The sequence below is a fragment of the Novosphingobium sp. YAF33 genome (assembly GCF_052113265.1).
GTDB lineage: Bacteria > Pseudomonadota > Alphaproteobacteria > Sphingomonadales > Sphingomonadaceae > Novosphingobium.
In genome coordinates, this window is sequence record NZ_JBFRCW010000001.1 from 517,614 (window position 1) to 541,681 (window position 24,068).

Sequence of the window (24,068 nt, forward strand, 5' to 3'; positions counted from 1 at the left end):
GCCTAACTCAGCCGCCTGAACCGCTGCTGACACCCGTCACCAGCGAGATCGACGTGAATCCGGCGTGGTTGAGTTCCCCCATCACGTCGATCACCCGGCCATAGTCGAGCGCCTTGTCGGCGCGCAGGGTGACTTGCGGCTTGCGGCCATCGGCACCGTCCGGAACCGAAGCGAGACGCTCCGCCAGTTCGCCGGGCGCCAGTGACTCGGTCTCGTAATAGATCGTGCCGTCGCGCTGGACCGAGATCGTGATCTGGTCCTGCTCCTCGTTCATGGCCTTGGCGCGGCTGTCGGGCAGCTCGATCGGCACCGCCGCCTTGAGCAGCGGCGCGGTGACCATGAAGATGATCAGCAGCACCAGCATGACGTCGACCAGCGGCGTCACGTTGATTTCGGCCATCGGCGTGCGTCCGCCGCCGCTACGGCGCCCGCGCCTGCCGCCGCCGGATAGGCCCATTCCCATCAGCGCTGCTCCAGCTCACGCGTGAGCGCGGAGTGCAGGCGATCGGCGAAGCGCTGCAGGCGCGATTCGAACAGGTTCACGCGGTGCGAGAAGCGGTTGTAGGCGATGACCGCCGGGATGGCCGCGAACAGGCCGATGGCGGTGGCGAACAGGGCCTCGGAAATGCCGGGGGCAACCACGGCGAGCGAGGAGTTCTGCTGCTGGCCGATCTGGAAGAAGCTGTTCATGATGCCCCAGACGGTCCCGAACAGGCCCACGAAAGGCGCCACCGAACCCACGGTCGCCAGGAAGTTCAGGCGATTGGAGATGCGGTCGCTCTCCTCGCCGACCGAGGAGGTCATGGCCAGGCCGATGCGCTCGCGCGCGCCTTCGGGGTCGAACTTGGGCATGGCGGCATTGCGGCGCCATTCGGCCAGGCCCGCGCCGGCGACTTTGCCCATCGGCACGTCGCCGCGGCGGCGTTCCTTCTGGTAGGCCTCGAAGTTCTGGGCTTCCCAGAAGCCTTCCTCGYAATCCGCGCATTTGCGGTTGAGGCTGCCGATGCGCAGCATGAAGCTGATGATGATGGCCCAGACCCAGACGCTCGCCAGGATCAGCCCGGCCATGATCGCCTGCACGACGATATCGGCGTGGAGGAACAGTTTTACCGGATTGAGGTGATCGGAATCACTGCCGATGGTCACGGCAGAGGCGAGCAGTTCGAACGTCATTCTAGTCCTCTCGGATGCTCTTGCATGAGCGAGGCGAAAGCATGTTGCCAGGCGGCGGGCTGTTTGCGCGGTCGTCCTTCAGGACTGATGAACCCGACCTTTACCGTGGCTTCGGCAAGGCGAATTTCTCCGCGCCGCACGACTTGCCGAAGGGTGCAGCTCACCCTTCCGACCTGAAGCGCGTGAGTGTCGATCACGACCGCGTCGCCGAGGCGCGCGGGCGAGAGGTAGCGGATATTCACTTCCGCCACGGTGTAGAGCCCCTCCCCGGCCTCCAGCGCGGCGCGCTGGTCTATGCCGAGCAGGTCGAGCAGATCGGAGCGGGCCCGTTCCATCCAGCGGATATAGTTGGCGTGATAGACCACGCCGCCGGCGTCGGTGTCCTCATAGAACACACGGAGCGCATAGCGGTGGGTCGGTCCATCGAGGACGCCGCTGGGGGGAATAGGGTCGCTGCTCATGCCACCGGAATGTGTAGCGGGCGAGACCGGCAGCGCAATCCGTTCGTCGCACTTATCCCGCGCGTGCGGGCGGATGGACGGTTAATTGCGTCGTAATTGTCGGATTTGTCGTTGCCTGGCGTCGGCATGGTCCCGGATCGGGTCCGGGACCATGTGCAGACTTCCCGATCCGCGCCTTACTCCGCGATCATCTGGAAGAACTGCCGGCCGCCGAAGATGTGGACGTGAAGATGCGGCACTTCCTGGTGGCCGTTGGTGCCCATGTTCACCATCAGGCGGTAGCCCGGCTCGTCGAGTTCGAGCTGGCGCGTCACATGGCCGACCGCGCGCATGAAGCCGGCGATTTCCGCATCGTCGGCATTGGCGGTGAAATCGTCCCAGGACACATGAGCGGCCTTGGGGATCACCAGCACATGGACTGGCGCCTGCGGGCGGATGTCGTTGAAAGCAAGCGCGAATTCGTCTTCGTAGACTTTGTCGCAAGGCAGTTCGCCGCGCAGGATCTTCGCGAAGATATTGTTATCGTCGTAGGGCAGCTTGGGGTCGATCGGCATGGGGTTCTCCCGGAGATGCGAATACGGGCGAGCATTCAGTCCGCGGCGCGAGCAGCCTTCTCGGCAATGCCGGAGATGCCTTCGCGGCGGTCGAGTTCGGCCAGTACGGCCGCGAAAGGCACGTCGCGCGCGCCCAGCAGGACCATGAGGTGGAAAATCAGGTCCGAGGCTTCGCCCACCAGCGCCTTGTCGTCCTCCGTCAGGGCGGCGATCACCGTTTCGGTGGCCTCTTCGCCCAGCTTCTGCGCGATCTTGCCCAGCCCCTTGGCATGCAGTTTGGCGACATAGCTGCTGTCGGGATCGGCGGCGCGGCGCGCGGCGATCGTCGCTTCGAGGCGGGCGAGAGTGTCGGGGCTGCTCATGCCATGCCCATGCGACGCGCGGGCGGCAGGGTCAAGGCCGGCCCGACATGCGCGGGCCGGCGATCAGTCCGGGGCTTGGAGGAAAAGCGGCGGCCGATCGCCACGCCGGTGACGCCCAGGGCCAGGAGGAACAGTCCGCTCGGCTCCGGCAGGCGCGTGGCGTCGGCGGCGAAAGCCGGCAGGGGAACGAGGACCATCGCCGCAAAAGCGGGCAGGCAGCGGTAGCGAGGCACGGGGGGCTCCTGCGGGGGACTGTTGACAGGACCCATGGCAGGCCTGCCGGGAACGGCAAGGGATGATCGGGGCCTGTCCCGATCCGGGGCATGATCGGATGGGTCATTTCCGTCCTGTCGTCCCGAAAGACGCCCAGGCATCCGCCCTCACCCGCGCGCGGGCAATCCCGCCGCGCGCAGCGCCGCATGGGCCTGCGCGATCGAGTGCTTGCCGAAATGGAAGATCGAGGCCGCCAGCACGGCACTGGCCTTGCCCTCGGTCACGCCCGCCACGAGATGATCGAGATTGCCCACCCCGCCGCTGGCGATCACCGGCACCGAGACGCTGTCCGCGATCAGCCGGGTGAGGTCGAGGTCGTAGCCGCTCTGCGTGCCATCGCCGTCCATCGAGGTGACGAGCAGCTCGCCCGCGCCGTAGTCCGCAAGCTTCACCGCGTGTTCGAGCGCGTCGATCCCCGTGGCTTTACGGCCGCCGTGAGTGAATATCTCCCACTTTCCGGGCGCAACCCTGCGCGCATCCACCGAGGCGACGATGCACTGCGATCCGAACTTCTCGGCGATGTCCGCCACCACTTCCGGCCGCGAGACGGCGGCGGAGTTGACCGCTACCTTGTCCGCGCCGGCCAGCAACAGGGCGCGGGCATCTTCGGCCGTGCGCACGCCCCCGCCGACGGTGAGCGGCATGAAGCAGACTTCGGCCGTGCGCTGGACCACGTCGAGCAGGGTGCCGCGCCCTTCGTGGCTGGCGGAAATATCGAGGAAGCACAATTCGTCGGCCCCGGCGGCGTCATAGGCGCGCGCCTGTTCCACGGGATCGCCGGCATCGACGAGATCGACGAAGTTCACGCCCTTGACCACGCGCCCGTTGGCAACGTCGAGGCAGGGAATGACGCGGATGCGGACGGTCATGGGATCACTCCACCGGCTTGAAGAACAGCAGCACGCAGAACACGCCCACGGTCAGGCACACGGCGAGGTTGAACGCGGTGTAGCCCCAGAACTTGCGCGGGTTCTCCTGAAGCGAGGTTTCCACTTTCGACCGCGCCCGGCTGAACAGCATCAGGCGCGCGCGGCCTTCGCGATAATCGCGCAGGGCATAGAGCGCGCCGGGCACGAAGATGGCCAGCGCCAGGACCGCGACGAGGCGGTTCTCGTTCACGCCTTCTCCGCCATGGCGATCGCGGCGGCCAGGTCCAGGCGGCCGTCGTAGAGCGCGCGGCCGGTTATCACGCCTTCGATGCCGTCACCGGCATGGAGCGCCAGCAGGCGAATGTCGTCGAGGCCCTTCACGCCGCCGCTGGCGATCACCGGCATGTCGGTGCGGCGGGCGAGATCGACGGTGGCGTCGATGTTGCAGCCCTTGAGCAGGCCATCGCGGCCGATGTCGGTGAAGAGCAGGCTGGCCACGCCCGCATCCTCGAAGCGTCGGGCCATGTCCACGATCGAGACGTCGGACACTTCCGCCCAGCCCTCGGTCGCGACCATGCCGTCGCGCGCGTCCACCGCGACGACGATGCCGCCGGGATATTCGCGCGCCATGTCCTTGACGAACTGCGGGTCCTTCAGCGCGGCCGTGCCCATCACGATGCGCGAAACGCCGAGGTCAAACCAGCCGGCCACCGCCTCGCGCGTGCGAATGCCGCCGCCGAGCTGGACATGGCCGGGGAACGCTTCGAGGATCGCTTCCACCGCCTCGCGGTTCTCCGCCCGGCCCGCAAAGGAGCCGTCGAGATCGACGACATGGAGATATTGCGAACCCGCTTCGGCGAAGAGCATGGCCTGCGCGGCGGGATTGTCGCCATAGACGGTGGCGCGGTCCATGTCGCCTTCGGCAAGGCGCACGACCTGGCCCTGCTTGAGGTCGATGGCGGGAAAAACGATCATCTCAGGGCTTCCATTCGAGGAAACGGGAAAGCAGCGCGAGGCCGTAGGCCTGGCTCTTTTCGGGGTGGAACTGCACGCCCACGATATTGTCCTTCGCCACGGCCGCGACCAGGCCGCCGCCATGGTCGGTCATGGCCGCCACATGCGCGCCGTCGTCGGGCTGGAAGTGGTAGGAATGCAGGAAATAGGCCTCGCCCGGCTCGATCAGGCCCTGTGCCGGGTCCTTGCGGCCGAGCGAAACGTCGTTCCAGCCCATGTGCGGGATCTTGATCGCAGGGTCGGTACGCTCGATGCGCTGGACCTGGCCGCCGATCCAGTCGAGCCCGCGCGTCACCCCGTGTTCCAGCCCGCGCGTGGCCAGCAGCTGCATGCCCACGCATATGCCGAGGAACGGCGCCCCGCCGACATGGACGCGCTCGGTCATCGCCTCCACCATGCCGCGAATGCCCCAGAGACCCTCGGCACAGGCGCGGAAGGAGCCGACACCGGGCAGGACGATACGGTCCGCCGCGCGCACCACGTCCGGATTGGCCGTGATCGCGACGTCTTCGGCCCCGGCCGCGCGCAGGGCATTGGCCACCGAGTGCAGATTGCCCGCGCCGTAGTCGATCAGCGCCAGGATCGGCCGGCCTGCCGTCATCCGGCGAGCCCGGCGACGCTGTCGTCAAGGAAGCCGTGCGCCCATTCGATCACTTCGAACTCGGCCACGCCGCCCGCCACGAAAGGATCGGCGGCGGCGAGGATTTCCACCTCGTTGCGATTGCTGCCCTTCGCCAGGATGAGCCCGCCGTCACGCGGAACCTTGCGGCCCCAGCCGAGGAAATGGCCCGCCGCATGATTCGCGCGAAGCCAGGCGACATGATCGGCCAGCAGGCCGTCCACTTCCTCGACGGGGGCGGTGTAGCGAAGCGAGATGATGAAGCTGGCCATCAAAGCGTGTCCTGTCCGAGAATGCCCTTGGTGGAAGGAATCGCCCCGCCCTTGCGCGGGTCAAGTTCCACCGCGGTGCGCATCGCGCGCGCGAAGCCCTTGAAGATGCCTTCGCAGATGTGGTGGTTGTTGGAACCGTAGAGGAGTTCGATGTGCAGGGTGATGCCCACGGCCTGCGCGATCGAGTGGAACCAGTGCTCGACCATCTCGGTATCGAACTCGCCCAGCTTGTCCTGCGTGAAGCCGGCCTTCCAGACCAGGTAGGGGCGGCCCGAAATATCCAGAGAAACGCGGCTCAGGGCCTCGTCCATGGGCGAATGAACGTCACCATAGCGGCCGATGCCCGCGCGGTCGCCTAGGGCCTGGCTGATGGCCTGGCCGATGGCGATGGCGCTGTCTTCGGTGGTGTGGTGCTGGTCCACATGGAGATCGCCCTTGATGCGGCAGGCGATGTCGATCAGCGAATGGCGGCTGAACTGCTCGATCATATGGTCGAGGAAGCCGATTCCGGTGGAAACCTGATAGGCCCCGGTGCCGTCGAGGTTGACCTCCACGGCGATGTCGGTCTCGTGAGTCTTGCGGGTGATCGAGGCAGTGCGCATGCCAAGGGCCTATAGCCCGCTATGTCAGGGAATCAATTCCGCCCGGCACCAAGTGTGCGCGAAAAGCGTTTCTCAGGTAATCTTTGGTCGCGGCGATTTTTCACGCCCGGCACAAACGACCTAGGGAAAACCCGTCGGAACGTGTTATTTTACGCTTGAACACGCTTGACCGGCACCGGAAGCATGAGCACCAAGGGCGCGATGAACGATACGCCACAAGACAGCCTGATCCCCTACGATGAGATCGTGCAGGAGGCCCTGCGCGCCGTTGTGGGCCGGGTGCTAGGCCAGGTGGAAGCCAGCAATGGCATGCTGCCGGGTACGCACCACTTCTATATCACCTTCAAGACCGGAGCGCCGGGGGTCTCGATCCCTGCCGAGCTGCGGGCGCGGTTCCCGGACGAAATGACCATCGTCCTCCAGAACAAGTTCTGGGACCTGGCGGTGCGCGAAGACGGCTTTACCGTTAGCCTGAGCTTCAACCAGCTCCCGTCCAAGCTGGTGATCCCTTTCGCCGCGATCACCGCTTTCGTGGATCCGGCCGTCGATTTCGGCCTGCAGTTCCAGGCCATGTCCGACGACGACGAGGAAGACGAGCTTTCCGCGCCCGAGAACGATTCGGAACGCGACGTTGCTTCGCGCATTACTCCCAGCGAGGATGGATCGAACGTCGTTTCGGTCGATTTCGGCAAGAAGAAGTAAGGCGGGCAGGAGAAGGCCCGGGAAAGCAAGGTCCATGGGCGTCACCTCGGTTCCGAAGAAAGTCGGCAAAAGCGTCGGCAGCGGCGTGAGCAAGGCCGGAGCGGCGGTCAAGAACACGGCCGCCAAGGCCCGCGCCCGCGCCAACACCTTGCGGGGGCCCAGCCCCAGCACGGCCACCAACCTGGCCATTGCCGACATCGCCCTGCGCAGCGGCACTTTCTTCGCGCGCCGGGCGGTCGAGCACGCACTGCTGGGCAAGCGCTACACCCCGGAAAAGGCCAAGCAGATCCTGCGCGGCCGTTCCTTCACCCAGTCCATGCTCCATACCGCCATTGCCCGCGTGGCCCTGGGCTCCGCGCCCGGCGCGGCGCTGGTGATCGGCGGACTGGCGGCCAAGACGCTCTACGACCGCAGCCGCGCCCGCAAGGCCAGCGTCAAGGGCGAAGCCGAGATCCAGGACATGGCCGAGGACGGCGAAGACGAAACCGGCTTGGTGCCCGACATTCTAGAATGACCTGATCCGGGGCGAAGGGCTCTCCGCTCGCTCCGCGATCCTCTGCTTCACCTCACCCCTTGATTTGCGCGCCCGGCGGCGGCATCGGGGCACATGGTCAATTCTCCGGACAATCCCGCCGACACGCTCGCCCGGCGCGGCCTCATGCTCATCATGTCCTCGCCTTCCGGCGCCGGCAAGACGACGATCTCGCGCATGCTGCTTGAGCACGATTCGCACATCTGCAACTCGGTGTCCTGCACCACCCGCAAACCCCGCCCGGGTGAGGTGGACGGCAAGGACTACTTCTTCGTCAGCCAGGCCGAGTTCGACCGCATGGTGGACGAAGGCGAGTTCCTCGAATGGGCGCATGTCTTCGGCCACAGCTACGGCACGCCCAAGGCCCAGGTGAAAGCCGGGCTGAAGGACGGGCAGGACTATCTCTTCGACATCGACTGGCAGGGCACGCAGCAGCTCTACCAGAAGCTGGAGCGCGACGTCGTGCGCGTGTTCCTGCTGCCGCCGAGCATCGACGAACTGCGCCGCCGCCTTACCGGCCGGGGCACCGATTCGATGGACGTGATCGCCGCTCGTATGGAACGTGCACGCTCGGAAATCAGCCACTGGGATGGCTACGACTATGTCGTCGTCAATGACGATATCGAAGCCTGCTTCGAGAAAGTGAAGAAGATCCTCGCCGCGGAACGCATGCGCCGCGCGCGCCAGACCGGCCTGATCGGCTTCGTCCGCGAGCTGATGACGCCCTGATCGCGGTTTCGGGAAAGCAGCGAGGGTGACGGGCAACCGCGCGCCGCGCCGCTGCCTCTCCGCGCCCTGCCCAGCAGGCGGTCCGGCATTTTTTCCCGTTCGTTCGGGCACCTGCGGGCGTCTGGCGCGTAGATGTGGAACTGGCCCTGCTCGGGCGCGCCACGGGAGAGAGCGATGATGCCGCCACGAAAGTCCGCGATCCGGTCGCTCTGCCTGTCGGGCCTGCCCCTGGCGGGCCTGCTCATGCTGGGTGCCTGCAACGCCGCGCCCGATCGGCAGCCGGACTCGCAAGAGGTTGCTTCGGACCCGCAAGGCCCCGCAAGCGCCTCGGCCACGACCTCGGCCTCCCCATCGGCCTCGCCTGCTGGATCGCCGACCGCGCTGGCGGAAAACGGCGCGGCCCAGCGCTCCGGCCCGCTCTCCTGCGCGGAAGAACTGGGCGCCACCGCCGCCCAGCGCCGCGCGGACCTGTGCCGCAACGTCTCCCCGGCCACACGCCCTCCCTGCAATGTCGCCAACAGCTGCGCGATGATCGAGGACGAGATCGCCCGCAGCTGCGCCTTGTTCGATTCGAAGGGGGATCCCATGCCGGGCTGCCGCCCCGCGCCCAAGAGCAAGGAAGCCGCCGCCGCGGTGGTCGAGCGCTATTACTCCGCGCTCAATGCCCGCGACTTCGGGACGGCCTGGCAGCAGTGGGGCGACGACGGCCCGCCGCGCCAGACGATGGCGCAGTTCACGGCCGGCTTCGCCCATACCCGCGCCACCCATGTCGCCATCGGCGCGATGGAGCCCGGCGACGCCGGGGCCGGCTCGGTCTACCAGACGGTGCCTGTCACGGTGGACGCAACGCTGGACGACGGATCGAGCCAGCGCTTCCGCGGCAAGTACGTCCTGCGCCGCGTCAACGGTGTGGACGGGGCCACGCCCGGGCAACTGCGCTGGCACATCGATTCCGCCCAGCTTTCGCCGGTCCGCTGAGGCGGAGCCCGAAACCGCCGCCCGCCTGCCCGGAGAGCGCCGGCCTTATGTCCCGCGCGCCCTTCTTACTTGTCCTCGCCCACCGCAGGCTCTACGCGCGCCCGGAACAGAAAATCTGAACGACCTTTCCGGAGACGCGAACATGTCCGAACTCGAAACCGCGATCGAAGCCGCCTGGGATGCGCGCGACACCGTCACCCCCGCCAGCGCCGACGTGCGCAAGCTGGTGGACGAAGCGCTGGGCCTGATCGAATCGGGCGCGGCCCGCGTCGCCGAGCCGGACGGTCAGGGTGGCTGGAAGGTCAACCAGTGGCTGAAGAAGGCCGTGCTGCTCTCGTTCCGCCTGAACGACAACGCCCCCGTCGCCCACGGCGCCGGCGGCGCGCCTGCATTCGACAAGGTGCCGGTGAAGTTCGAAGGCTGGGTCGACGAAGACTTCCGCAAGGCCGGCTTCCGCGTCGTCCCGGGCGCCGTTGCCCGCCGCGGCACCTTCATCTCGAAGAACGTGGTGCTGATGCCCAGCTTCGTGAACATCGGCGCCTATGTGGGCGAGGGCACCATGGTCGACACCTGGGCGACCGTCGGCTCCTGCGCGCAGATCGGCAAGAACGTCCACATCTCGGGCGGCGTCGGCATCGGCGGCGTGCTTGAGCCGCTGCAGGCCGGCCCGGTCATCATCGAGGACAACTGCTTCATCGGCGCCCGTTCGGAAGTGGCCGAAGGCGTCGTCGTCGGCGAAGGCGCGGTGATCTCGATGGGCGTGTTCCTGGGCGCGTCGACCAAGATCGTCGACCGCGCGACCGGCGAAATCCACATCGGCAAGGTTCCGCCCTACTCGGTGGTGGTCCCCGGCTCGCTGCCCGGCAAGCCGCTGCCTGACGGCACCCCCGGCCCGTCGCTCTACTGCGCCGTGATCGTCAAGACCGTGGACGCACAGACCCGCTCGAAGACCGGCATCAACGAGCTGCTGCGCGACTGATCGCTTCACCGATCCCGTCCGAAAGGGGCCGGATGCCAGCGCGTCCGGCCCCTTTCTGCATCCGGCTCCCTCGGAACGGCAGGGGCGATGGGGCGTTGATCCCTGGAACATCGGCCTGAAGCGATCGAAGATCGGGCCGGAAACCGGGAGATGCCCATGGATACCCGCGGCGAGGAAGTTCACGTCGAAAAGACCGAAGCCCGTGCCGGCGCGACGCCCAATGTCGTCCGCTACGTCCTGCTTGTCAGCCTGGTCCTGGCCATTGCCGCCATGTCCGCGATCTGGATCTTCGGCGCGGTCAAGGCCCCGGACGATACCGGCGGCGCCGCCGACACCCGCGAAGCCGTGCAGCGGGGCGATGTCGATCCCCAGTCCCAACCCGGCGTCCAGAGCCCCGAGCCGGCCGCAGGCAAGGCCGGAAGTTGACCCGTGGCGGGGCTGGCGCGCTTCGTCGAGGCCCAGTCCCGCGACTATGCCCGCGTGATCGCGGAGCTGGAACACGGCAGCAAGCGCAGCCACTGGATCTGGTACATCTTCCCGCAAGTGGCCGGCCTGGGACAAAGCGAAACCTCGCAGTTCTACGCCATTTCAGACCTGAGCGAGGCCCGCGCCTATCTGGCCCATCCAATTCTCGGCGCCCGTCTCGATGAATGCACCGAGATCATGCTGGACTGGCTCGGCAAACGCAGCGCGGCCGAGATCCTGGGCGCTCTCGATGCCATTAAGTTTCGCAGCGCCATGACGCTGTTCGAAGCGGCCGGCGGCGAAGCGCGTTTCGGTCGCGCGCTCGATGGGTTCTTCCAGGGCAAGCGGGACGAACGGACGCTCCAGCTCCTCGGCACCGCGCCGGATCCCTAGCGCTTCGCTCGTTCGGGAACCCGAAGCACCGCCAGCGCGTTTCCTTTACTGGCCCTTATTGCACGGCGGCCGCAGAGCCGCTCCCAAAGCTGTCGGGCCACGGGAGAGCCGAGATGCAACGCGTCGGTGATGAAGTTCATCTGGACGAAGACGAAGCCCGTTCGGGCAGCACGCCGCATATCGTCCGCTATGTACTGCTGGCCAGCCTCATTCTGGCGATTCTGGCGATGTCCGCGATCTGGATTTCGCGCGCCTGGTGGGACCAGCCGCCGTCCCAGGGACATCCCGTGACCGCCGAGGAGCACGCACTCGGCAACTGACCCTGCCGAATTTGCTTGCCTGACGGGCCGACTTGTCCTGATCTGTGCTCGGGAGAAACGAGAAGGACCGACGTTGCCTTGTGGCGGCGCAGGATCCTCATGGAGAGGAAGACAGGAATGCAGGACACAGCTTTTGCGGCAGGGGCCGACAAGGCCGAATCCCATCCCGCGCGGACGGGCCTTTCCACTACGACGCATTCCACAACGATACATGCTCAGGACGGCGACCTGCGGCGCGGCGGCGATGCCGCCTTGCCGATCCTTCCGCATATCCTGGCAGCAATCTTCGGCGTGTTCGCCATCGCCATCGTCATTCTCTGGCTGTCGATCGGCGTCTGGAGCCGCCCCAACCCCGATCATCTCGCGCCCGCAGGCGCCCAGCAGGAAGCCCCGGCGCAATCTTCACCCTGAAGCGTGACGTGGGGCGCTTCCATCTGGAGGCGCCCTGAACCCCGCTCCGGCCTCTGGAATTCGGCCGAAAAAATTCGCCCGAAACCGGACATCGCCGAAGATGTGCGTGAAAAAATGAGCCGCCGATGGAAGCGTGTCCCGAGCGCGGCATGGGTTCATGCTGCGCTCCCGCCCCGGATCGATCTCTCGCCCCCCGACGAACAATCGATCCCTTGCACCGACGGCCCTCGTATGGACGGCGCCTTCGCGTCATCCTCTACTCGTCCGAATACTCCGTCTCGGTGGCGGGTGTATTCGCCATGTCCCGAACGGAAGACAGTCCGTTGCAGAAATTTAACGACACGCTTCGGAAACCCTGCCGGGCGCATCCTTTCCAGCATCGCCGGAGCGGGTTTACGGCGCGATTCGCGGAATGCTTGATCGCGGGGAAATCGCGGCCTAGCCCTTGGTGATGGGAGAATTCGATTACATCGTCGTCGGCGGTGGAAGCGCGGGCTGTGTCCTTGCCAATCGGCTGAGCGCGGACCCGCGCCGCCGGGTGCTGCTGCTGGAAGCGGGCGGCAAGGACGACTACCTCTGGATTCGCGTCCCCGTCGGCTATCTCTATTGCATCGGCAATCCCCGTACCGACTGGTGCCTGTCCACCGAGGCCGAAGCCGTGCTGGGCGGCAGTTCCTCGATCAACGGCATGATCTATATGCGCGGCCAGGCCGCCGACTACGACCAGTGGCGGCAGGCCGGTCACGAGGGCTGGAGCTGGGACGAGGTCCTTCCCTACTTCACTCGCGCCGAAGATCATTACGAAGGCCCCAGCGCGTTTCACGGCAGCGGCGGCGAAATCCGCGTGGAGAAGCAGCGGCTGCGCTGGGACATCCTCGAAGCCTTTCGCGAGGCCTGCAGCCAGCAGGGCATCCCCGCGGTGCCCGATTTCAACCGGGGCGACAACGAAGGATCCAGCTTCTTCCAGGTCACGCAGCGCCGGGGTTGGCGCTGGAGCGCATCGGATGCCTTTCTCAAGCCGGTAAGAAGCCGCGCCAACCTCAAGGTGGAGACCGGTGCCAGCGTCGAGCGCGTATTGATCGAGGACGGCCGCGCCGTCGGCGTCGCCTATACGGTGGGCGGCCAGCCCAGAACCGCCCGCGCGCGCGGCGAAGTCGTGCTTTCGGCAGGCGCCATCGGTTCGCCGGCGATCCTCGAACGCAGCGGCATCGGCGATGGAGACCGGCTTTCCGGCCATGGCATCACCGCTCTGCGCTACTTGCCGCAAGTGGGGGAGAACCTGCAGGACCACCTGCAACTGCGCTGCGCCTGGCGGGTGACGGGGGTGTCCACGCTCAACCAGCGCGCTGCCAATCTGATGGGCAAGGCGCTGATCGGCCTGGAATATGCGCTCAGCCGCAGCGGTCCGATGGCCATGGCGCCGAGCCAGCTTGGCGTCTTCACCCGCAGCCACGCCCGCTATGCCACGCCGAACCTGGAATACCACGTACAGCCGCTCAGCCTCGAAGCGTTCGGCGGCGCGCTCGACCCCTTCCCGGCCTTCACCGCCAGCGTCTGCAACTTGCGGCCGGAAAGTCGCGGCAGCACGCATGTGACCGGCCGCGATCCCGCCGCCGCGCCGAGCATACGCCCGAACTATCTCTCTGCCGAAGAGGACCGTGCCGTCGCGGCCCAGTCGATCCGCCTCACGCGCGAGATCGTCGCCCGGCCCGCCCTCGCCCGCTATGCCCCGGAAGAACTGCGGCCCGGCCCCGAACGCGCGAGCGAGGAAGACTTGCGCAGCGCAGCCGGCGCGATCGGCACCACCATCTTCCACCCGGTCGGTACCGCGGCGATGGGCAGCGTGGTCGATGCCCGCTTGCGCGTTCTCCAGGTGGAGGGCCTGCGCGTGATCGATGCCTCGGTGATGCCCACCATCACGTCCGGCAACACCAATGCGCCGACCATGATGATCGCGGAAAAAGGCGCGGAAATGATCCTGGCCGACAGCCGGTGATCCGTCGAGAACCAGCCCGGCGCGCCGTTCAGGCCAGCAGCGCCCTCGTGCGGGCGACCACTTCCACGAGATAGTCCCGCGCGGCGTCCACCCCCAGCGCCGCCTGCGGAAGCGAAAGGTCCAGGCCCAGCGTCTTGCCGCGCGGGAGGGCATCCACGAATTCGCGAAGGGGCAGTTCGCCCTCGCCCGGAATCAGGCGGCCGCGCTCGGCTTCCTCGGCATGATCGCCGAGGGCCTTGAGCGCGGCGTCACAAAGGCGGACATGGCCGATCAGCGCGGCGTCGAGTTCCGCCAGTTCACGCGCCACCCCGCCCGCGCGGAAGAAATGCAATGCGTCGACCGTCACGCTCACCCGATCCTCGCCGATATGCGCCACGAGAGCCAGGGCTTCGCGAAGCGTGCGAACGGTCATGACAGGAGAGAATTCGAAGCCGAAGTCCATGTCGCGCTCACGCGCCATTTCGGCCAGGCGGGCCATGTAGTCGAAGGCATGTTCCCGTTCGAGCCCGTTGTCGCGGGCGCCGATGCGGCGGGTGCCGAGCCGGGCGAAGATGTCCATGTCCGCGGCATGGTCCTCGGGCGGGCGAGTTGCCGATCCATTGATGCCCTCGCCCAGGCCGATGCGCAGGCCGGCGTCCGCCAGCGCGGCCTGGGCTTCGCGCCGCAGGGCCGCATCCTCGCGCAGCGACCAGGCTGCGTAGCCCTCGCTCCGCCCGGCCTCCTGCTGCAGGCCCATCGACACCGCCTTGCAGCCCATTTCGCCCGCCAGGCGGACATGTTCGAGCGGTCCCATCCCCGCGACCGTGCGGCTGTCGATGCCTAAGGGGTGGGGCATGGTGTTATCCTCGTGACGGCGGGTGCGACTGTTACGCCGCCCTGAATAGCCGTCATTTCAGCCGCCGCGAAGCCTTCATCACGCGATAGCCCCAGATGACACGGCAGCTCGCCCAAACGGCCCTCGGGACAGGCAGGCCGGAGAGTGCGGCGATGGCGTATCGCGCCGGTTCTGGGGCCTGAAAGCCGGAAACGCCTTGACGGCGGCGGCCTGCCCGGCGACGGCCTCTCTCCCGATCGACGAGGACCGAGCCACGCCATGATTCCCTCCGTTACCCTGCTTCCCGACCTGACTTTCGCCAACGACCGGCCATTCGTGCTGATCGGGGGCATGAACGTCATGGAAAGCCGCGAGGCGGTGATGGACGTTGCCGCCGAATTCGTGCGGGTCACCGGCGAGCTTGGCATTCCTTATGTGTTCAAGGCCAGCTTCGACAAGGCGAACCGCTCGTCCATCTCGTCCTTCCGGGGTCCGGGTCTGGACGAAGGAATGAAGATCCTCGCCGAAGTGAAGGACCGCTTCGGCGTGCCCGTGCTGACAGACGTGCACGAACCGTTCCAGGCGGAGGCCGTGGCGGAAGTCGCCGATATTCTCCAGCTCCCGGCCTTCCTCGCCCGCCAGACCGACCTCGTCGTCGCCCTGGCCCGCACCGGCAAGGTCATCAACGTGAAGAAGCCGCAGTTCCTCGCCCCGCAGGAGATGCGCCACATCATCCGCAAATGCGAAGAGGCCGGCAATGGCCGCGTGCTGCTGTGCGAGCGCGGTTCCTCCTTCGGCTACAACAACCTCGTCGTCGACATGCTGGGAATGGACGAGATGAAGGCCATGGCACCGGTGGTGTTCGATGCGACGCATGCGCTGCAACGCCCGGGCGGCCGGGTCGACAGCGCCGACGGTCGCCGAACGCAGGCTGCCGCCCTCACCCGTTCGGGCATGGCCCTCGGTATCGCCGGGCTGTTTCTGGAAGCGCACCCCGATCCGGACAAGGCGCTCTGCGATGGCCCCTGCGCCTTGCCGCTCGGCCGGCTGCGCGCCTATCTCGAACAGGTCCAGGCCATCGACCGCCTGGTCAAGGCCTTCCCGCCCCTCGACATTGATTGAGCGAAACCGGGATTGAACGAAACCGGGGCTAAGCGAAACCGGGATTGAGGAAAACAGGGCGGCTGCTTCGCGGCGCCGCCCCCTTCGGCAATCGCCTTCAGGCGATGCCGCGTTCCTTGAGGATGCGTTCGATCACTGGCTTGTCGCCCGGGTTGTTCAGCTCGATCGCATCCCAGGACAGCGGATCGAGCGTGACGACCGAGACCGGCAGGCCAAGGTCGAGGAAGCGCAGTTGTTCCAGGCCTTCCAGCAGTTCCAGCTCGCAAGGCGGCGCGGCGACGTAGCGCTCCAGCGCGGCGCGGCGGTAGGCATAGAGACCGAGGTGCAGGTGGACCGGCGGGAATTCCCGCGCGGCGGCCTCTGCCGGAAGATAGGGCAGCACGCGCTTGGAGAAGTAAAGCGCCCGGCCGCGGCCGTCGATCACGGCGGTGGTGCCGCCGACCCGGCCCTCGGCCTGGTCCTGGACCAGATGTTCGTAAACGGTACGTGAGGCGCGCACGGCGGGGGTGGCCATGATGGCCTCCGGATCTGCCGAAAGGCGCTCGACCAGCGCGGGGACCACACCTGCGGGAGAAAGCGGCGCATCGCCCTGAAGGTTCACGACGACATCGGCGACCGGCCCAAGCGTGGCAATGGCTTCCGCGCAGCGTTCGGTGCCGTTGGCGCAATCGGGCGACGTCATGACGACCTGCCCGCCGAAGCTCTCCACTTCGGCGGAGATCCGGTCGTCGTCAGTGGCGACCCAGACGCCGGCCGCGCCGGGAACGCCCATGGCGCAATCCCAGCTGCGGCGGATCAGGCTGCGTTCCTCGCCGGTGGCGCCGGCCAGGCGAACCAGCGGCTTACCGGGGTACCGGCTCGACGCGAAGCGCGCAGGGATGATGATGGCAAAACTGTTGCCGCTATTCGGGGATGTCACGGAGGTTCAGCTGAGCCCGGTGCGAAGGAAATCGTGCAGGTGGATGATGCCAACCGGGATCTGGTTGATCGTGGCCACCATCTCGTCCTCTACCACCGCGCAGCGCGGGCCGTCTTCGCCGACCACGAAAGCGCATGTGATCTGCGCATCGTTGAGGAAACGGAGGGCATCCTCCGCCGCCATGTCCGCCCGCAGCATCTTGGGGCGCGGCGTCATGACGTCGCGCGCGCAGACCTGGTCCAGCACCTTGAAGTGGCGGCGCAAGTCACCGTCGGTGATGATCCCGGCAAGGCGTCCGGCCGGATCGACGACGCCGGCAATGCCGAAGCCCATGGACGTCATGCACGTGATGACGCCGTCCATCGGCAGGTCGAGGTCGACGAGCGGAAGCTTGTCGGTGCCGTGCATGAGCTGGCTGACCGAAGCGAGACGCAGGCCGATCGAACCACCCGGATGAAGCGCCTTGAGGCTCTCCTTCGAGACGCCCTGCATGTCCATCAGCACCATGGCGATGGCGTCGCCCAGTGCCAGCTGCTGCGTGGTCGAGCTGGTGGGCGCGATATTCGAGGGACAGGCCTCGGTCGCGACCGGCAGCAACACGCAGATGTCCGAGCGGCGTTCCACCAGCGAATCGGCATGAGACGTCATGCCGACCACCGGAATTTCGCAGCGCTCCGCATGGTCGAACAGGACCTGCAGCTCGGCAGTGTTGCCGGAATTGGAAATGGCGAGGATCACGTCACCCTCCACCACCATGCCGAGATCGCCGTGGGCGGCCTCACCGGGGTGAAGGTACATGGCGGGCGAGCCGGTTGCCGAGAGGGTCGCGGCGATCTTGCGGCCGATATGCCCGGACTTGCCGACGCCAGCCACGACGATCCGTCCAGTGGCGCTGGCGAGAAGCTGGCAGGCTTTGGTGAAACTCGCGCCCAGCGATGCGGCCAGGCTATCCAGAGTGCGTGCTTCGATGTCGATGACTTCGCGTGCTCTGGATATAATGAGATTGCTTGCCCCGACTGTTATCGGGACGACCGAATTCGACAACTTTACCCCCCTGCTCGCGTGCTTTCGATTGCTGCGCATCGCCTACACCTTGCTGGCCGCACTGCACAACGCCACAGTCCTGACATGTACTGTTAGACGCCGGCATAGTCCGCGAATTTGTGCTACGCAGCACACCACCCTATGTAAACCCCACATAATCCCTGAATTGCTCGATCTGCCGCAAATTCCGCACAAGCGCCGACAGGTAGAAGTCACATATAGTTGACGAAATTTAATCGTGACAGTTCCGAGGCAAGGAAGTGCAGGCGGATCAGTCTAACGAATCTACCGCGCGCCTTATTCCGACACTGCGCCAGGGCTGCCCAGCAACTTTCTCGAACCGATCGCGCAAGGACCAGAGCCAGCCGACGCGGCGCTCGGCAAGGCCCGGAAGGCTGAGAAGATCGCCTCCCAGCCAAGGCACAAAGGGATTGCGGCGGCAATAGGACCAGATCTCGACACGCTCGATCGCCCGAACCGAATCGCCGCGCGCGTGGAAGCCCAGGGTATCGGCCACCACCAAGGTATTGGCGGGAACGGCCAGCGGCCGCGGCGCGGGCAGGCCCATCTCGGCAAGGTCCCCCGCCCGCACCCGCGGCGAACCGCGCGCGGACAGCCGGTCGATCGCGCGCGGATCGGCAAGACTCCGGCGATATTCCCAGTCCAGCCGCGCCGCGGTCAACCGGTGCGATCCCGGCACGAAGGTGAAAGGCGCTTCGTCGGCCGTGACCGCATTCAGGAACAGCCAGGATTTCAGCGATGAGTGGAAGGCATCGGCATGAAGCGATTCCTGCGGGTCCGCCTCGTTGCTGGCGTCGTGCGTCACGATGGTCTGGATATAATGCAGCGGTGCGATGCGAAAACCGGCGACATAGTGGAACAGCGCCTTGAGATCGTCGCGGTCGAGCAGGCGGCGCAGCGCGGGAATGACCCGGAGCATCGCGGGATCGACGGCGAGGCGGCGAGTGATCGCATCGCCCTGCCGCATTTCGCGCGCTTCACCCTCGTATGCCAGGATCGCCTGGCGCAGCGCCGCAAACTCTTCGGCCGGAATGACATTCTCGATGGCGACGAAACCGTCGCGGTCGAAAGCCTCGCGCCAGTCCTTCCGCACTTTCCCCGCAAGGCGCGCCCGTCGCCAGCTGCACAGCGCCCCGGCCACTTTCACCCGCGCCCGGTGCAGGCCCCAACCGTTCAATCGCCGCGAACCCAGAAGCGGATTGTCGAGAAAACTCTTTGCAGTGGTGCCGAGCTGGAGGATCCAGACAGGTAGCATGAGTAACGACTTGACCGGCTTGAGAACAATCATATGAAGAGGGCTACCGATTTCGGAGGGCTTCGCAATGGCCCCTTTGACAGGTCGCTGGCAACTGATTTCGTGGTCCTCGGATCGTCGAATGTCCTTGGCTGGTAAATGGCATAACTTTTCAGGGTAAGACGATACATGAGGATGGGTTCCCGCGGCCGGGCGGTTCTGGCGCTGGCCGCCTGCCTGCCGGCCACTCCCGCCTGGGCAGATGCGTTCGGCGGCACGGCAGCCCTTCCGGAGGCCGGTTTTTCGGCTCCGACGGGTCGGATCGAGGATCAGGCGCTTGCCGCCGGCCCGATCACGGCGTCCAGCTGCATCGGCAGTGCCGCGTCTTGCGACGGAAATGATCCGCAGCTCGTCGCCGTCTCGCGGTGGAACCTGGCCGACATCTCTTCACCCCGCGCGGTGCCGGACCTGACGACCCTGCCGCCTGCCGCCCTGGAGCCCGAGCCGGCCGCGCCGGCCGATGTCTATGGCCCCACGAACCAGGTGGTTTCCGGCCCGGCCGCATCGCTGCCCCCCGGCGTCAGCCTCAACGGCACCGGCCACGTTCCGCGCGAATATGCCCAGTACCGCGGCTTCTTCAAGCAGGCGGGCACGATCACGACCGAATTGGCGGTCCTGGCCGTCTACATGGGCGTGCAGACGATCCCCAAGCTGACGAAGAAAACCGCCCCGTTCCACTTCAAGGACGAAGGCTGGTTCGGCAAGGATACGACCAGCATCGGCATGGACAAGCTGACCCATGCCTTCAACACTTACCTGATCGCGGACATTCTTCATGCCCGCCTTCACAAGAACACCAATGCCTCGGAAGGCGACGCCGTCACGGCCGGCGTGCTGGCCGCGGGCCTGATGGCGCTCAACGAAGTGTCCGACGCCATTGAGCCCGACAGCGGCTACTCGATGCAGGACATCGCGATGAACCTGACCGGCGCGACGCTCTCGGTGCTGCGCAACACGATTCCCGGCCTGAAGGAAAAGATCGCCTTCAAGATCGAGATCATGCCGAACGACCAGATCTACAGCCACGTCGGCAAGGAACACTACGCCCAGCAGCGCTTCATGCTCTCGCTCAAGGGCGCGGGCTTCGAAGGCCTGCAGAAGACGCCGCTGCGGTTCCTGGACCTCCAGGTCGGCTATTACGCCACCGACTTCCTCAACAGCGACCGGGAAAAGGGCATCGAGCCCAAGCGGCACCTGTTCTTCGGCGTCGGTCTGAACCTGGGCGAGCTGTTCTGGGGCAATTCGCAGTCGCGCTTCGGCAAGGCCGCCTACTCCGTGCTCGATCACGTTCAGCTTCCCTACACCTCGGTTCGTGTCGATACGCATGGAGAGTTCGGCCATTGGTAACTGGGCGATCACACGCCATCGAGGCACGCTGATCATGAACCAAAGCCTTACGCCTGCCGTCGAGCAGGCGATGCGCGACGCAGCGCGCCTCGCCGTCATGCCGCGCTTCGGCACGGCGGGCGCCGCGCTCGTGGCCGACAAGCGCGAAGGCAATGGTGGCAGCGAACCGGTTACCGCCGCAGACCGCGAATGCGAGGCGATCCTGAGCGAACGCCTCGCCGGCCTGATCCCCGGCGCTCATGTGGTGGGTGAAGAGGCCGTGCATCACCAGCCGGATCTGCTCGACAGGCTCGGCGCCGGAACGTGCTGGATCGTCGATCCGCTCGACGGCACTGCCAATTTCGCGGCGGGCACCGGGCCCTTCGGGCTACTGGTGGCGCTGGCGGACAACGGCATTCCGGTCGGCGGCTGGATACTCGATCCCCTGTCCGGCCGGTTCTGCGCCGCCCTGTCCGGCCAGGGCGCCACCATCGACGGCCTGGCTTTTCGCACCGCTCCTGCAGCGCGCGCGCGCCCGGTAATGGCCGTGACGCGCCTCCTTCCCGACCCCGACCGGCGCGCCCGACTGCTCGCCGAATTGGCCGAAGGCGCCGAAGTGATCGACAGCCCGCGCTGCGCTGCCGACCAGTACCCCCGCATCGCCGGGGGCGAGAACGACATCACGCTGTTCACCCGCACGCTCCCCTGGGACCATGCCGCAGGCGTGCTGTTCCTCAATGAAGCAGGCGGCCGGGCCGCCCGGCCCGACGGCACCCCCTATCGCTGCGACGACCGGCGCGAGGGCCTGATCGCCGCCGTCGATCCGGGCATCTGGGACCGTACGGCGCGCCAGCTGGAAAGCCTGGGCGAAACCTTGGCACTGACGGTCGAGGCGGCATGACGGCAACCCCGTTCCTGCGCATCCCGCCGTTCCCGGGCCACCGCGCACCGCCCCTGGCTCAGCCCGCTCCCGGAGAGGCCCCCGCCGCGACGGACCTGTCCTCGCTTCTGCGCCAGGCCCGCGTCGGCAGTACGTTCTGGGGAGCCCCCGCTGTGCTGCCCGAAGGCCGCGACGTTCTGGCCTCCGCATCCGGCACCGCGGCAGCCGGCGAAGTCACGAGACATCTGGGAGACCTTGGGCTGACGGAACGCGCGGCCGCGCGCGGCGCGATTGTCAGCCTCGAAAACCTCCCTTCTCTCCCGTCGGACGGCGACCCCTGGACCGCCTGCGCATCGGCCTCGCTAGTGATAGCCGATGCCGAAGACGAGCTGCTGCTGGTCGCCGCCCTCTGCGGGTGCAAGGTCGCACCCTTAGGGGCCGGGCGCTTCGCCGCGCTTTCGGATCCCGCGGCGCTGGACGCCGTCGCAGCCCGCGAAATCGGCCGCTGGACCTATCGCGACCCCTTCGGCGAAGGCAGGCTCGAACCTGCGCAAGCCATTGGACTGCTGGCAGGCTGGCGCACCCTGATCGACGCCAACCGCAAGGTCGCCGGCGTCTACGGCATCGCCCGCTGGAAGCGGATCACCGCCGACAACCTGCTGTGGGACGGCAGCGGCCCGGTGCGCCATGCCGAGGGCGCGCAAGTGCCTGCCGAAAGCTCCCTGGCGCTGGCCTGGATCGCGCGCAGCGATGCACAGGCCCTCGCGGATCTCGAAGCGCGCGGCATCCGCATCGGTGAAATCGAGGACGGCATGATCCGCTCGACCGGCCTCGGCGCCAATTGCGTGCCGCCGCTCTCGATCGTCGTCGATGCCAATGGCCCCCATTTCGACCCGGCCCAGGCCAGCGAACTCGAAATTATTCTCGAAACCGCGGCAATCCCCCGGGCCGTCATCGAACGGGCCGGTGCCTTGCGCGAACGGCTCGTTTCGGGCGGGATCAGCAAGTACGGCCTCGACGCGGAGCGCGCGCCGCGGGCAGACGGCGAAGGCGGTGCCCGGATCGGCGGCCGCAAGCGCGTGCTCGTGACCGGGCAGGTCGAAGACGACCGCTCGGTGCTGCGCGGCGGCGGCGGGCTGGACAATCTGGAACTGCTGCGCCGCGCCCGCGCCGAAGAACCTGGCGCACATATCGTCTTCAAGCCGCATCCCGACGTGGAGGCCGGCCATCGCAAGGGTCATGTCCCCGACGCGCGCGCGCTGGAATTCGCCGACACGATCGACCGGACATCCTCGATCGCGGCGCTGCTGGATCAAGTCGATGCCGTCCACGTTCTGACCTCGCTGGCGGGGTTCGAAGCGCTGATGCGCGGGCGCGAGGTCGTCACGCACGGGGTGCCCTTCTACGCGGGCTGGGGGCTGACGCGCGACCTTGGGGCAGTACCCGCGCGCCGCACCCGCCGCCGGACGCTGGACGAACTGGTCGCGGCTACGCTGATCCTCTATCCCCGCTACCTCGATCCCGTCACGCGTTTGCCGTGCGGGCCGGAAACGCTGGTGGACAGGATTGCAAGCGGGCAGGCCAACGTGCGATCAGCACTTATTCGCCTGCGGGAAGTTCAAGGGAGGATGAACCGCGTGCTTGGATGGATGACCCGGCGATGAAGCATCTGCTGCTGACGACTGGGGATCGCCGGTTCTTGTTCCTTCAGGGACCACCCGGCCCGTTTTTCCGCGCCCTGGGCGAAGAACTGCGCCGCCGCGGCGCGGCGGTCCATCGCATCAACCTGTCCGGAGGCGACCGGCGCGACTGGCCGGACGGTTCGACCGACTATCGCGGCCTGATGCGCGACTGGCCGCTGTTTTTCGACCGCTACGTGCAGGAAAATGGCATCACCGACGTGGTGCTGTTCGGGGACTGCCGCCCCATGCACATGCGGGCGATGCGCCTGGCGCGCCTGCGCGGCATCCACTTCCACGTTTTCGAGGAAGGCTATATCCGGCCCGACTGGATGACGCTGGAGCGTGACGGCGTGAACGGCAATTCCTCGTTCGACCGCGATCCGCAGAACCTGCTCTCCGCGGCGGCCAGGCTTCCCGATATTCCCGATCTCCCGTCGATCACCGCCTCGTTCAACCGGCGCGCGCACGACAGTTACTGGCATTACCACAATGTCGTGACCGGACGGCTGCTGCTGCGCTTCCCGTTCTATCGCACCCATCGCCAAGGATCGATCGTGCTCGAGGGCTTCGGATGGATCCGCCGCTTCTCGCTCCGGGGCCGCCGCGCGCGGCAGGCGCAGGACACCCTGCGCGAGATCGACGGCAAGCGCTATTTCCTGTTCCCGCTCCAGCTTTCGGGCGACTTCCAGATACGGTCGCACTCGCCATTCCTGTCGATGGCCATGGCGCTCGACTACGTGCTGGCCAGCTTCGCGCGCCATGCGCCCAAGGATGCGCTGCTGGTGATCAAGGAGCATCCGCTCGACGTCGGATTCCGCAACTGGCGCTCGGCGATCCGCCGCCGCGCCGCCCATTTCGGGCTGGCCGGCCGGGTCATGCATATCGACGGCGGCGATCTTCAGCCGCTCTGCGAGAATTCGATCGGCATGGTATGCGTGAACAGCACCTCGGGCACCCTGGCGCTGGCCTCGGGAACGCCGGTCATCGTGCTGGGGGATGCCGTCTACGACGTGCCGGGCATCACGCACCAGGCCTCGCTCGACCGCTTCTGGCGCAGCCCCGAACTGCCCGACAGCAAGCTCTACGAAGCCTTCAAGAAAGTGCTCCATGCCAAGTGCCTGGTGCGCGGCGGCCTCGCGAGCCAATCGGCCACGCGCATCCTGGTGGAAAACAGTGTCGACCGGCTGCTGGTCCCCGTGGAAGCCCCCGAAGGCCCCGCCGTGCGCCGTCGCTATCCGCCGGCGTTCAATTTGCCCTGAGCC

General features: G+C 66.8%; 31 protein-coding genes. 15 read left to right on the top strand and 16 right to left on the bottom strand.

Annotation, left to right across the window (positions count from 1 at the left end):
- Window positions 1-7 precede the first annotated feature (7 nt).
- From AB4Z00_RS02355 to hisB, 12 genes are all read right to left on the bottom strand, one after another.
- A complete protein-coding gene (locus AB4Z00_RS02355; RefSeq protein WP_442044794.1) occupies window positions 8-463 on the bottom strand; it encodes an ExbD/TolR family protein in 456 nt (151 codons plus the stop codon).
- Window positions 463-1,173 carry a protein TolQ gene (tolQ, locus tag AB4Z00_RS02360; RefSeq protein WP_442044796.1) on the bottom strand — a complete coding sequence of 237 codons (711 nt, stop codon included), beginning with the start codon at window positions 1,171-1,173 and terminating at the stop codon, window positions 463-465. The genes AB4Z00_RS02355 and tolQ overlap by 1 nt, the downstream gene beginning before the upstream one ends.
- Window positions 1,170-1,634 carry a YbgC/FadM family acyl-CoA thioesterase gene (locus AB4Z00_RS02365; protein WP_442044798.1) on the bottom strand — a complete coding sequence of 155 codons (465 nt, stop codon included), beginning with the start codon at window positions 1,632-1,634 and terminating at the stop codon, window positions 1,170-1,172. Before AB4Z00_RS02365 ends, tolQ begins: the two co-directional genes overlap by 4 nt.
- 176 nt (window positions 1,635-1,810) lie before the next feature.
- Window positions 1,811-2,188 (bottom strand): histidine triad nucleotide-binding protein, encoded by a 378-nt coding sequence (locus AB4Z00_RS02370; protein WP_132268511.1) that lies wholly within the window; start codon window positions 2,186-2,188, stop codon window positions 1,811-1,813.
- Window positions 2,189-2,223: 35 nt separating this feature from the next.
- A complete protein-coding gene (locus AB4Z00_RS02375; protein ID WP_134094002.1) occupies window positions 2,224-2,550 on the bottom strand; it encodes a phosphoribosyl-ATP diphosphatase in 327 nt (108 codons plus the stop codon).
- Complete coding sequence (locus AB4Z00_RS02380; protein WP_442044801.1) at window positions 2,547-2,783, bottom strand: PEP-CTERM sorting domain-containing protein; 237 nt, start codon at window positions 2,781-2,783, stop codon at window positions 2,547-2,549. Before AB4Z00_RS02380 ends, AB4Z00_RS02375 begins: the two co-directional genes overlap by 4 nt.
- 147 nt (window positions 2,784-2,930) lie before the next feature.
- Window positions 2,931-3,692 carry an imidazole glycerol phosphate synthase subunit HisF gene (gene hisF / locus AB4Z00_RS02385; RefSeq protein ID WP_134094001.1) on the bottom strand — a complete coding sequence of 254 codons (762 nt, stop codon included), beginning with the start codon at window positions 3,690-3,692 and terminating at the stop codon, window positions 2,931-2,933.
- Between the two features lie 4 nt (window positions 3,693-3,696).
- Complete coding sequence (locus AB4Z00_RS02390) at window positions 3,697-3,942, bottom strand: hypothetical protein (RefSeq protein WP_132268505.1); 246 nt, start codon at window positions 3,940-3,942, stop codon at window positions 3,697-3,699.
- The gene (gene hisA, locus AB4Z00_RS02395) at window positions 3,939-4,667 is read right to left on the bottom strand and encodes a 1-(5-phosphoribosyl)-5-[(5-phosphoribosylamino)methylideneamino]imidazole-4-carboxamide isomerase (RefSeq protein ID WP_132268503.1); all 729 of its coding nucleotides are present in this window, start codon (window positions 4,665-4,667) and stop codon (window positions 3,939-3,941) included. The genes AB4Z00_RS02390 and hisA overlap by 4 nt, the downstream gene beginning before the upstream one ends.
- 1 nt (window position 4,668) lies before the next feature.
- Window positions 4,669-5,307: an imidazole glycerol phosphate synthase subunit HisH gene (hisH, locus tag AB4Z00_RS02400; protein WP_134094000.1), complete on the bottom strand. Its 639-nt coding sequence runs from the start codon at window positions 5,305-5,307 to the stop codon at window positions 4,669-4,671.
- Window positions 5,304-5,597 carry a YciI family protein gene (locus tag AB4Z00_RS02405; protein WP_132268499.1) on the bottom strand — a complete coding sequence of 98 codons (294 nt, stop codon included), beginning with the start codon at window positions 5,595-5,597 and terminating at the stop codon, window positions 5,304-5,306. The genes hisH and AB4Z00_RS02405 overlap by 4 nt, the downstream gene beginning before the upstream one ends.
- Entirely contained in the window at window positions 5,597-6,199 is a 603-nt protein-coding gene (gene hisB / locus AB4Z00_RS02410; RefSeq protein WP_132268497.1) for an imidazoleglycerol-phosphate dehydratase HisB, read from the bottom strand. The genes AB4Z00_RS02405 and hisB overlap by 1 nt, the downstream gene beginning before the upstream one ends.
- A gap of 201 nt (window positions 6,200-6,400) precedes the next feature.
- Here hisB and AB4Z00_RS02415 point away from each other — a divergent pair, with 201 nt between their 5' ends.
- From AB4Z00_RS02415 to AB4Z00_RS02460, 10 genes are all read left to right on the top strand, one after another.
- Window positions 6,401-6,901 carry an SspB family protein gene (locus tag AB4Z00_RS02415; protein ID WP_132268771.1) on the top strand — a complete coding sequence of 167 codons (501 nt, stop codon included), beginning with the start codon at window positions 6,401-6,403 and terminating at the stop codon, window positions 6,899-6,901.
- Between the two features lie 34 nt (window positions 6,902-6,935).
- A complete protein-coding gene (locus tag AB4Z00_RS02420; protein ID WP_134093998.1) occupies window positions 6,936-7,415 on the top strand; it encodes a hypothetical protein in 480 nt (159 codons plus the stop codon).
- Between the two features lie 93 nt (window positions 7,416-7,508).
- On the top strand, window positions 7,509-8,162 hold the full coding sequence (gmk, locus tag AB4Z00_RS02425) for a guanylate kinase (protein ID WP_132268493.1): 654 nt from the start codon (window positions 7,509-7,511) through the stop codon (window positions 8,160-8,162).
- Window positions 8,163-8,336: 174 nt separating this feature from the next.
- Window positions 8,337-9,140 carry a hypothetical protein gene (locus AB4Z00_RS02430; RefSeq protein ID WP_442044805.1) on the top strand — a complete coding sequence of 268 codons (804 nt, stop codon included), beginning with the start codon at window positions 8,337-8,339 and terminating at the stop codon, window positions 9,138-9,140.
- A gap of 142 nt (window positions 9,141-9,282) precedes the next feature.
- Window positions 9,283-10,119 carry a 2,3,4,5-tetrahydropyridine-2,6-dicarboxylate N-succinyltransferase gene (gene dapD, locus AB4Z00_RS02435; protein WP_442044807.1) on the top strand — a complete coding sequence of 279 codons (837 nt, stop codon included), beginning with the start codon at window positions 9,283-9,285 and terminating at the stop codon, window positions 10,117-10,119.
- A gap of 156 nt (window positions 10,120-10,275) precedes the next feature.
- Complete coding sequence (locus AB4Z00_RS02440) at window positions 10,276-10,545, top strand: hypothetical protein (protein WP_442044809.1); 270 nt, start codon at window positions 10,276-10,278, stop codon at window positions 10,543-10,545.
- A gap of 3 nt (window positions 10,546-10,548) precedes the next feature.
- Window positions 10,549-10,977: a DUF1810 domain-containing protein gene (locus tag AB4Z00_RS02445; protein WP_442044811.1), complete on the top strand. Its 429-nt coding sequence runs from the start codon at window positions 10,549-10,551 to the stop codon at window positions 10,975-10,977.
- Between the two features lie 113 nt (window positions 10,978-11,090).
- Window positions 11,091-11,297, top strand: a complete 207-nt coding sequence (locus AB4Z00_RS02450; protein WP_442044813.1) for a hypothetical protein — start codon at window positions 11,091-11,093, stop codon at window positions 11,295-11,297.
- 117 nt (window positions 11,298-11,414) lie between these two features.
- Entirely contained in the window at window positions 11,415-11,708 is a 294-nt protein-coding gene (locus AB4Z00_RS02455; protein WP_431567228.1) for a hypothetical protein, read from the top strand.
- A gap of 451 nt (window positions 11,709-12,159) precedes the next feature.
- The gene (locus AB4Z00_RS02460; RefSeq protein ID WP_442044815.1) at window positions 12,160-13,704 is read left to right on the top strand and encodes a GMC family oxidoreductase; all 1,545 of its coding nucleotides are present in this window, start codon (window positions 12,160-12,162) and stop codon (window positions 13,702-13,704) included.
- Between the two features lie 28 nt (window positions 13,705-13,732).
- Here AB4Z00_RS02460 and AB4Z00_RS02465 read toward each other — a convergent pair whose 3' ends face one another.
- Window positions 13,733-14,539, bottom strand: a complete 807-nt coding sequence (locus tag AB4Z00_RS02465; RefSeq protein WP_442044817.1) for a sugar phosphate isomerase/epimerase family protein — start codon at window positions 14,537-14,539, stop codon at window positions 13,733-13,735.
- A gap of 258 nt (window positions 14,540-14,797) precedes the next feature.
- Between AB4Z00_RS02465 and kdsA the strand changes: the two genes are divergently transcribed.
- A complete protein-coding gene (kdsA, locus tag AB4Z00_RS02470; RefSeq protein WP_132268478.1) occupies window positions 14,798-15,640 on the top strand; it encodes a 3-deoxy-8-phosphooctulonate synthase in 843 nt (280 codons plus the stop codon).
- Window positions 15,641-15,737: 97 nt separating this feature from the next.
- Here the strand turns inward: kdsA and AB4Z00_RS02475 are convergent, their stop codons facing one another.
- From AB4Z00_RS02475 to AB4Z00_RS02485, 3 genes are all read right to left on the bottom strand, one after another.
- A complete protein-coding gene (locus AB4Z00_RS02475; RefSeq protein ID WP_442044819.1) occupies window positions 15,738-16,559 on the bottom strand; it encodes a 3-deoxy-manno-octulosonate cytidylyltransferase in 822 nt (273 codons plus the stop codon).
- 6 nt (window positions 16,560-16,565) lie between these two features.
- Window positions 16,566-17,603 carry a KpsF/GutQ family sugar-phosphate isomerase gene (locus AB4Z00_RS02480; RefSeq protein WP_243654375.1) on the bottom strand — a complete coding sequence of 346 codons (1,038 nt, stop codon included), beginning with the start codon at window positions 17,601-17,603 and terminating at the stop codon, window positions 16,566-16,568.
- A gap of 271 nt (window positions 17,604-17,874) precedes the next feature.
- Window positions 17,875-18,879, bottom strand: a complete 1,005-nt coding sequence (locus tag AB4Z00_RS02485) for a phytanoyl-CoA dioxygenase family protein (protein WP_442044821.1) — start codon at window positions 18,877-18,879, stop codon at window positions 17,875-17,877.
- Between the two features lie 168 nt (window positions 18,880-19,047).
- On the opposite strand from AB4Z00_RS02485, the gene AB4Z00_RS02490 reads away from it, so the two are divergent.
- The 4 genes from AB4Z00_RS02490 to AB4Z00_RS02505 are packed head-to-tail and all read left to right on the top strand — an operon-like array spanning window position 19,048 to window position 24,065.
- Window positions 19,048-20,265 (top strand): DUF2279 domain-containing protein, encoded by a 1,218-nt coding sequence (locus tag AB4Z00_RS02490; protein WP_314464028.1) that lies wholly within the window; start codon window positions 19,048-19,050, stop codon window positions 20,263-20,265.
- Between the two features lie 34 nt (window positions 20,266-20,299).
- Complete coding sequence (locus AB4Z00_RS02495; protein ID WP_442044823.1) at window positions 20,300-21,145, top strand: inositol monophosphatase family protein; 846 nt, start codon at window positions 20,300-20,302, stop codon at window positions 21,143-21,145.
- On the top strand, window positions 21,142-22,788 hold the full coding sequence (locus AB4Z00_RS02500) for a capsular polysaccharide export protein, LipB/KpsS family (protein ID WP_442044825.1): 1,647 nt from the start codon (window positions 21,142-21,144) through the stop codon (window positions 22,786-22,788). Before AB4Z00_RS02495 ends, AB4Z00_RS02500 begins: the two co-directional genes overlap by 4 nt.
- Entirely contained in the window at window positions 22,785-24,065 is a 1,281-nt protein-coding gene (locus AB4Z00_RS02505) for a capsule biosynthesis protein (RefSeq protein WP_442044827.1), read from the top strand. The genes AB4Z00_RS02500 and AB4Z00_RS02505 overlap by 4 nt, the downstream gene beginning before the upstream one ends.
- Window positions 24,066-24,068: the final 3 nt, after the last annotated feature.

What these genes read in the sequence shown, in the direction of transcription:
- AB4Z00_RS02355 (WP_442044794.1), bottom strand. Translation starts at nt 463, where the DNA reads ATGGGAATGGGCCTATCCGGCGGCGGCAGGCGCGGGCGCCGTAGCGGC.
- AB4Z00_RS02365 (WP_442044798.1), bottom strand. Translation starts at nt 1,634, where the DNA reads ATGAGCAGCGACCCTATTCCCCCCAGCGGCGTCCTCGATGGACCGACC.
- AB4Z00_RS02370 (WP_132268511.1), bottom strand. Translation starts at nt 2,188, where the DNA reads ATGCCGATCGACCCCAAGCTGCCCTACGACGATAACAATATCTTCGCG.
- AB4Z00_RS02375 (WP_134094002.1), bottom strand. Translation starts at nt 2,550, where the DNA reads ATGAGCAGCCCCGACACTCTCGCCCGCCTCGAAGCGACGATCGCCGCG.
- hisF (WP_134094001.1), bottom strand. Translation starts at nt 3,692, where the DNA reads ATGACCGTCCGCATCCGCGTCATTCCCTGCCTCGACGTTGCCAACGGG.
- hisA (WP_132268503.1), bottom strand. Translation starts at nt 4,667, where the DNA reads ATGATCGTTTTTCCCGCCATCGACCTCAAGCAGGGCCAGGTCGTGCGC.
- hisH (WP_134094000.1), bottom strand. Translation starts at nt 5,307, where the DNA reads ATGACGGCAGGCCGGCCGATCCTGGCGCTGATCGACTACGGCGCGGGC.
- AB4Z00_RS02405 (WP_132268499.1), bottom strand. Translation starts at nt 5,597, where the DNA reads ATGGCCAGCTTCATCATCTCGCTTCGCTACACCGCCCCCGTCGAGGAA.
- hisB (WP_132268497.1), bottom strand. Translation starts at nt 6,199, where the DNA reads ATGCGCACTGCCTCGATCACCCGCAAGACTCACGAGACCGACATCGCC.
- AB4Z00_RS02415 (WP_132268771.1), top strand. Translation starts at nt 6,401, where the DNA reads ATGAACGATACGCCACAAGACAGCCTGATCCCCTACGATGAGATCGTG.
- AB4Z00_RS02420 (WP_134093998.1), top strand. Translation starts at nt 6,936, where the DNA reads ATGGGCGTCACCTCGGTTCCGAAGAAAGTCGGCAAAAGCGTCGGCAGC.
- gmk (WP_132268493.1), top strand. Translation starts at nt 7,509, where the DNA reads ATGGTCAATTCTCCGGACAATCCCGCCGACACGCTCGCCCGGCGCGGC.
- AB4Z00_RS02430 (WP_442044805.1), top strand. Translation starts at nt 8,337, where the DNA reads ATGATGCCGCCACGAAAGTCCGCGATCCGGTCGCTCTGCCTGTCGGGC.
- dapD (WP_442044807.1), top strand. Translation starts at nt 9,283, where the DNA reads ATGTCCGAACTCGAAACCGCGATCGAAGCCGCCTGGGATGCGCGCGAC.
- AB4Z00_RS02440 (WP_442044809.1), top strand. Translation starts at nt 10,276, where the DNA reads ATGGATACCCGCGGCGAGGAAGTTCACGTCGAAAAGACCGAAGCCCGT.
- AB4Z00_RS02450 (WP_442044813.1), top strand. Translation starts at nt 11,091, where the DNA reads ATGCAACGCGTCGGTGATGAAGTTCATCTGGACGAAGACGAAGCCCGT.
- AB4Z00_RS02455 (WP_431567228.1), top strand. Translation starts at nt 11,415, where the DNA reads ATGCAGGACACAGCTTTTGCGGCAGGGGCCGACAAGGCCGAATCCCAT.
- AB4Z00_RS02460 (WP_442044815.1), top strand. Translation starts at nt 12,160, where the DNA reads ATGGGAGAATTCGATTACATCGTCGTCGGCGGTGGAAGCGCGGGCTGT.
- AB4Z00_RS02465 (WP_442044817.1), bottom strand. Translation starts at nt 14,539, where the DNA reads ATGCCCCACCCCTTAGGCATCGACAGCCGCACGGTCGCGGGGATGGGA.
- kdsA (WP_132268478.1), top strand. Translation starts at nt 14,798, where the DNA reads ATGATTCCCTCCGTTACCCTGCTTCCCGACCTGACTTTCGCCAACGAC.
- AB4Z00_RS02485 (WP_442044821.1), bottom strand. Translation starts at nt 18,879, where the DNA reads ATGCTACCTGTCTGGATCCTCCAGCTCGGCACCACTGCAAAGAGTTTT.
- AB4Z00_RS02490 (WP_314464028.1), top strand. Translation starts at nt 19,048, where the DNA reads ATGAGGATGGGTTCCCGCGGCCGGGCGGTTCTGGCGCTGGCCGCCTGC.
- AB4Z00_RS02495 (WP_442044823.1), top strand. Translation starts at nt 20,300, where the DNA reads ATGAACCAAAGCCTTACGCCTGCCGTCGAGCAGGCGATGCGCGACGCA.
- AB4Z00_RS02500 (WP_442044825.1), top strand. Translation starts at nt 21,142, where the DNA reads ATGACGGCAACCCCGTTCCTGCGCATCCCGCCGTTCCCGGGCCACCGC.
- AB4Z00_RS02505 (WP_442044827.1), top strand. Translation starts at nt 22,785, where the DNA reads ATGAAGCATCTGCTGCTGACGACTGGGGATCGCCGGTTCTTGTTCCTT.